The sequence below is a fragment of the Arthrobacter cryoconiti genome, from assembly GCF_020905375.1.
Lineage (GTDB): Bacteria > Actinomycetota > Actinomycetes > Actinomycetales > Micrococcaceae > Specibacter > Specibacter cryoconiti.
Genome location: NZ_JAJJBU010000017.1, coordinates 151,095 through 157,094 on the forward strand (window position 1 = coordinate 151,095; position 6,000 = coordinate 157,094).

Annotated in this window: 5 protein-coding genes; 3 read left to right on the forward strand and 2 right to left on the reverse strand. The window is 60.1% G+C overall.

Annotation, left to right across the window (positions count from 1 at the left end):
* The first annotated feature begins 202 nt into the window (after nucleotides 1-202).
* The 3 genes from LOH53_RS09630 (at nucleotide 203) to LOH53_RS09640 (ending at nucleotide 4,682) form a co-directional block, all read left to right on the forward strand.
* Nucleotides 203-1,900, forward strand: a complete 1,698-nt coding sequence (locus LOH53_RS09630) for an alpha/beta-hydrolase family protein (RefSeq protein WP_230067515.1) — start codon at nucleotides 203-205, stop codon at nucleotides 1,898-1,900.
* A gap of 730 nt (nucleotides 1,901-2,630) precedes the next feature.
* A complete protein-coding gene (locus tag LOH53_RS09635; RefSeq protein WP_376991655.1) occupies nucleotides 2,631-3,713 on the forward strand; it encodes an App1 family protein in 1,083 nt (360 codons plus the stop codon).
* Between the two features lie 117 nt (nucleotides 3,714-3,830).
* Nucleotides 3,831-4,682, forward strand: a complete 852-nt coding sequence (locus LOH53_RS09640) for a phosphatase PAP2 family protein (protein WP_230067516.1) — start codon at nucleotides 3,831-3,833, stop codon at nucleotides 4,680-4,682.
* Between the two features lie 109 nt (nucleotides 4,683-4,791).
* Here LOH53_RS09640 and LOH53_RS09645 read toward each other — a convergent pair whose 3' ends face one another.
* Nucleotides 4,792-4,953 (reverse strand): hypothetical protein, encoded by a 162-nt coding sequence (locus LOH53_RS09645; protein WP_230067517.1) that lies wholly within the window; start codon nucleotides 4,951-4,953, stop codon nucleotides 4,792-4,794.
* Nucleotides 4,954-5,074: 121 nt separating this feature from the next.
* Nucleotides 5,075-5,803 (reverse strand): hypothetical protein, encoded by a 729-nt coding sequence (locus tag LOH53_RS09650; protein ID WP_230067518.1) that lies wholly within the window; start codon nucleotides 5,801-5,803, stop codon nucleotides 5,075-5,077.
* Between the last annotated feature and the right edge of the window lie 197 nt (nucleotides 5,804-6,000).

The following is a 6,000-nucleotide window of genomic DNA, read 5'->3' on the forward strand; positions in this document are numbered from 1 at the left end:
TCCTGGCCAGCGCTGCGCACGCATCGAGGCCGTACACAATTCCGAAACGGCTGCACCTGAACCGGGCCCCCAGCCGGTAGCCGCGCTGGGATAGTGGCTTCCGTTGAAAGTGATGCCGATGCTGCCCGCCGCAACGATGTGGAGGGCAGCATCCTCGGATACTCTGAGAGCTACATTCCACGCATCAAGGGTTCATATGGACATGCATGAAGCGCGCTTCGTCAGATACATCGCCTTCCTGGCGGGCTTGGCGGCAGTGGCACTGGCACTGACTCCGTCGTTGGTGCCGCGGCCCGCGCTTTTCCAAGGTTTTCTTGCGGGCCTCAGTTTTGGGCTTGCGTATCTGGTGGCTGGCTGGCTGTGCCGGCTCGTGTTCAAAGTCCTGGTACGACGCCGGACACCGCAGCTTCCGCGTGTTGCTGCCTTTCTTTCTTGGCTCGTTTTCCCGCGGTGGGGGTGGTGGGTGAGTGGCGCTGGCGTGGCCCTGTATGCATTCCTGCTGGGAGCACTGGCCCTGCGCTGGCAAAACGATGTACGAACCAAGGTGGAGATGGGTCTCGTGGACGGGGCCGAGGTGACCTCGTTTTTCGTCGCGTCACTTGTCGCTATAGGCATCGTTTTTGGCCTGCGCTGGTGTCTGAGGAGAGTTGCGGCGTTGGGTCGGGGCTGGACTCGACGTGTCACGCAAGCGCCCGCGTATGTCGCCGCGGGCGGGCTGCTGACGGGGACTTTAGCCGGCGCGCTGGTGCTGGCAGTGTTGGTGAATGTGGCGTTGATTGGCACTGACAGAGTGTATGCGGCACGCAATGAAAGCACTCCGCAAGGAATTGTTGAGCCTGCCTCCACTTACCGTTCTGCAGGTCCGGGTTCCGCTGTGGATTGGGGCAAACTTGGCATGCAGGGCCGGGCCTTTGTGGGCGGCGGTCCCACTGCTCATCAGATCTCGGAGGTGACGCAACAGCCTGCCAAGGAGCCGGTACGGGTCTATGTCGGAGAGGCCCAGACCGAATCCATGGAGGCACGCGCAGCACTGGCTGTGACAGAGCTCAAACGAACTGGCGGTTTCGAAAGAGGAACGTTGCTGATCGCGACGCCTACTGGTTCCGGGTGGCTGGAACGTCAAGCTGTGGAGTCTCTGGAATACCTGTACGGCGGCGACACCGCCATTGTGTCGATGCAGTATTCCTACCAGCCAAGCTGGGTGTCGTTCCTGTTCCACCAGCAGCTTCCGCGCGAATCTTCCATGGCCCTGTATCAAGCGGTCAAGAGGGAATGGCTGGCCATGCCGAGCAAGAAGCGGCCAGCGCTGCTGGTGTATGGGCTGAGTCTGGGCGCGTCCGGCATGCAGTCAGTCTTCGCCGACACCCAAAACATGATTAGCGGGGTGGATGGTGCAGTCTTTTCCGGGCCGCCCAACAACTCGATGCCCTGGGGTACTCTGCTGCGACACCGCGATGAAGGATCCACGCCGTGGCAGCCGGTGTATGAAGCGGGTCTCAACGTTCGCTGGCTTTCCAATGATGGGGACTTTGACACTCTGACCGGCCCGTGGGTGCCCGCCCGGATTGCTTACCTGCAGCATGGCACTGATGCGGTTACGTGGTTGACGCCGCGGCTGATCTGGCAAAAACCTGACTGGCTCGCCGGAAGTGCCTCCGCCGGTGGGAGGGCCCCGGACGTCAGTGACTCCATGGTGTGGATTCCACTGATTACATACCTGCAGGCAACTTTTGACATGTTCATGGGGGAAGCCGTTCCCGCCCGGCACGGCCACAACTTTGGTGACGTGGCCGTGGAGGCATGGAATGGCGTCTGGCCCAGTGGCCTGGACCAAGCTACGGTGGGCAAGATCCATGCGCTCATGGCCGCGATTCCCTACGAGGACTCAGTAGACAACTGAGAGGCCGGCGGAAACCGGGCCATTGCAGTACTTTCTGGGCGTTCGTGCATCCCAAGCGGTGACCACCGAACTCAGCCATGCGCCGTCGTCCGCCCGGTGGTCAGCAACCACTAACGGGACAGCGGCGGGCACGATCAAGAGCTTAACTAGTAATCCAGTGGTGACGGTTAACACCCGGTATAGGTTCCGCTCCCGGACACCGAATCCATTGGTCCCCAATGTAATCAATAGGTAGTTTCGACGAACACGCATATCGCACTACGGCCAATTCCGACTTTCACCGTCCGGGACTCTCGATCGCAGGAGGATCCGCCCACGCTGACTCCAATTCGCTGCCGTAAAATGGTCATTATGGATTGCACCCTCTACGCTATTGGGCATCACACAAGTGAAACAATCAGCAACGACTTTGAATCCGTTCCCGAACAGCGCCACTGGCTCACAAAGAAGAATTCCCCCTTTACTCCCCCTTTTCAAACAAAAATATTGTGGCGTCACCACTCCCTTTTCAGCGGTGATCGCTCTCCATTGTGCATTCCAGTGCAGCTCCGATCTGGCTACCTGAAAGTGTCAAAATCCCTAGGCGCACCAAGGGACGAAATGACCTGCTTTACCGGGACATATCCCCGTTTTTCTGGAATGGCTGAAGGCGAAATGGCAACGTGAGCTTCACCAATGCGCTGCGTGCGATGCCTGGCACTGAAACTCGGTTTTGTGGGACAGTGAGGTCATGGCCCCAGCTTCGCACTCTCCACAAAACACCCCCGAGGAACAGGGCCGCGGTGCTCTTCGGCAACCGTCTGAACCGGCGGCACCGACGCTGCTCGGCTTGGTTATGCATGTAGCCGACGCGGCCCATGGACTGCGAACACGGCTGGCCAACGCCACCGGTTTTGTCCCTACCATCATCGCCTACCCCGGATATGGCAGCACCTCGTGGGTGCGCGTGCTCGCACGGGTGGTGCTGATATCCAAGCCCACCGCCGCAACCGGAAAAGTGCGCGGCTGGAGGGCCTTCACCAGCGTCCCCGTCCCGAACAGCGAGGTGGAGGTGGAGATCGACGGCGTTGTCCATACGGTTCGCGCCGACTCAGGTGGTCTCGTAGACGTGGTTGTGAACGCTTCCTTGGAGCCAGGCTGGCACACCGTCTCCCTTCGCAGCGAGGGAACAGTTCCCGCGGAGGCAAGCATCTTCATCGTCGCACCGGACACCACCTTCGGCATCGTCTCCGACATCGACGACACCGTCATGGTCACCGCCTTGCCCAGGCCATTCCTGGCATTGTGGAACACCCTTGTCCTTAGCGAACGGGCACGGACGCCCACTCCGGGCATGGCCGTCCTGCTCGACAGGCTGATCGACGAACACCCCGCAGCGCCCGTTCTCTACCTCTCCACAGGACCGTGGAATGTAGCACCAGCACTGGCGCGGTTTCTGGAACGGAATCTGTACCCGAAAGGCGTATTGCTACTCACCGACTGGGGACCCACCCGCCAGCGCTGGTTCCGCAGCGGCCAAGAGCATAAATCTAACAATCTGCGCCGATTGGCACAGGAATTCCCTGATATCCAGTGGCTCCTCGTGGGCGACGACGGCCAGCACGATCCGGAGATCTACGCCGACTTCGCCCGCGCGCATGCCCCACAGACAGCAGCAATCGCCATCCGAGAACTCTCCACGGGAGAAGCTTTGCTAGCTGGCCGCCGCGCCCATGAGGATGGCCCGGCTTCCAGGCACGGCGGCGCAATCTGGGCCTCCGCACCGGACGGTGCCGGGCTCGCGAAGCAGCTCAAAGATCACGGCTTTCTCTAAATCTGAAGTTCAGCGCTCGCGCATCCGTTGCCCTGTCATACCATTCGACTCCATGCCGTGTGTATTTGGCGTCCGGTGCGATGACTTGTTCCCACCAGAAACTGGCAGGATATGGGTATGACGGAACAACAACCCCCAGGATCTAAGGACCCAGATGCTGGCCGCGAGGGCGAACTCCGCGACGACCGTTTCGTTGGTCGGAAAGACCTAACCCTGTGGCGAGCACCTTTGGGGCGCTGGCTTGCCGGCGTCGTGCGTTGGCTCAGCGCCAGACTAGGGCCGCACGCCGCACTGATCCTCACGCTCGCGGTCGGCGCCGCCATTGCTACGGCACTGACCTACCTTTCAGCAGAAGTCTATGACGCCGTCACCGAGGCCGACGGCGTGGCAGCCCTGGACCATCCGCTGCTGGAGGCAGCCAAGAGTGTTCGCTCGCCATGGCTGGACATAATCGCGACGGGCTATACCAATATCGCCGGGACCATCGGGATGCCGATCCTCGCTGCCACCATCATGGTGGTGCTTGCCGTCAAGCGCCGATCCTGGACACCCGTGATACTCCTGCTCACGGCGACTGCGGGATCGCTGCTGATGACCGTTGCCGGAAAGCAGCTGTTCGGAAGGGCCCGTCCGCCGCTGGCGGACGCCATCCCTCCCTATGAGTACTCACCCTCGTTTCCTAGCGGCCACACGTTGAACGCCACCGTGATCGCAGGTGTCGTTGCCTACCTGATCATCCTACGTTTGGACACCCTTAGGGCCCGAGTCTTCACGGTTCTGGCTGCCGGTCTCTTCGCTTTCACAGTGGGGCTGAGCCGCATCTACCTGGGCCATCACTGGTTCACCGATGTTCTGGTGGCATGGACTCTAGGTGCCGTATGGCTGGTCTTGGTGATCACCGCCCACCGACTGTATCTGACCACCAATCGCCGGTCCGCGGGTCCGGCGCCCACGACGGCAACTCCGTAGCCCGGACGCCGCAGTCATGCCCACCCGCACCCCGGCCTAATGTTGGGAGGGACCCTTGCGGCTCGAAACAACCAAGGCGGACCACGGCCAAAGTCAGACAACGAAGACCTCAGAGACCCGAGCCGACGTCGTCATTGGGTTTGTGACTCTTGAACCGGCTGGATCGTAGATTCAGCCCCACTTTATGAAGGCCAGGCATCTCCACTAGCTGCTGCAGGAATAGTTCCCATAAGGATACGGCGCGCATTTCCTCGTCAGACATCTTGGACATGCTCGTGAAGCTGAACTGGATCGAGGCTCCCTGACCGCTAAAGTCGAATACCTACACGGTCCAGATAGGCCCGCCCAGGACCGTAGATCGCCAGACTCCCTGGATTGACCGATGTTGAACCTCAAAAAGTGAATCTTTGAGCGCGGGCTTTCGCTAGGAGAGCATCGAATCCGTCAATGCTTCTCCCGTCGTGCTCAGCCAACCAGGAACGGAAACTCTCCGTATCCCACAGAGTCAATTCACGCCGATCAGGTGAGGACCTGGCCTCAGCCTGCTCCTGCCCGTGAACAAGTACCATCAAGATCTCGACGTTGTCTTGCCTGAGCCCGACATGTTCGATGGCGACTACCATCGTCCTCTGGCCGGCCACGGCGTTGAGGTATTCAGCCACCCTCTTCAGTGCCGGATTGATGGCGTCACTAACCAACACGATGCGGAAATTTCTTCCCTTCAAATTCTGCGCCAAGGCGTCGTTGATGACAACTCCTTCGTCGTCCTCATCGGCAAAGAGGGGTTTGGTGGTTCGGTTCCGCGATCCCGACGCGAAGTCATCAACATCCATTTCCCACAGACACGACGTGTAGTCGAACATTTGTCCAACGATCTCACGCCGAATTTGCGGGTTGGACGCCAACGTGGAACCAACCAACGTCACCTCCCCCGTCACGTCGACCACGACAATGTCCGCAGGCCCAGCCTCTGTTTGGAACTCCCGGCACGTTCTCGCCACCGGGCTCGCACCCGGAATCAGCTCCGCATGCACTGCCAAGAGGTCCTGCAGTTCAGACCCCGGTGCATAACCCGCCGCTTTAGGCTCGCGCCATCGGCCGTTGTCTTGTCGAATAAGCACGCCCGCCATCCCTCACATTGAGGACAGGCGGCGATAATGTGGATGAATGTTCGCGATATAGCAAACATCGCAAATGAGAGCGGATCAATCAAGGTCCACCCCCCCCGGGAAAGCAGAAAATTCTTGAAGAACGTCCAGCAAGCAATCCCAGGCACGTCCCCGGCGGCAAGGCCGGGAAACCAGAGAGCACGGCTATC

Excerpts from the sequence above, each read along its gene's own strand:
- LOH53_RS09630 (WP_230067515.1), top strand. The coding sequence starts at position 203 with ATGCATGAAGCGCGCTTCGTCAGATACATCGCCTTCCTGGCGGGCTTG.
- LOH53_RS09635 (WP_376991655.1), top strand. The coding sequence starts at position 2,631 with ATGGCCCCAGCTTCGCACTCTCCACAAAACACCCCCGAGGAACAGGGC.
- LOH53_RS09640 (WP_230067516.1), top strand. The coding sequence starts at position 3,831 with ATGACGGAACAACAACCCCCAGGATCTAAGGACCCAGATGCTGGCCGC.
- LOH53_RS09645 (WP_230067517.1), bottom strand. The coding sequence starts at position 4,953 with ATGTCCAAGATGTCTGACGAGGAAATGCGCGCCGTATCCTTATGGGAA.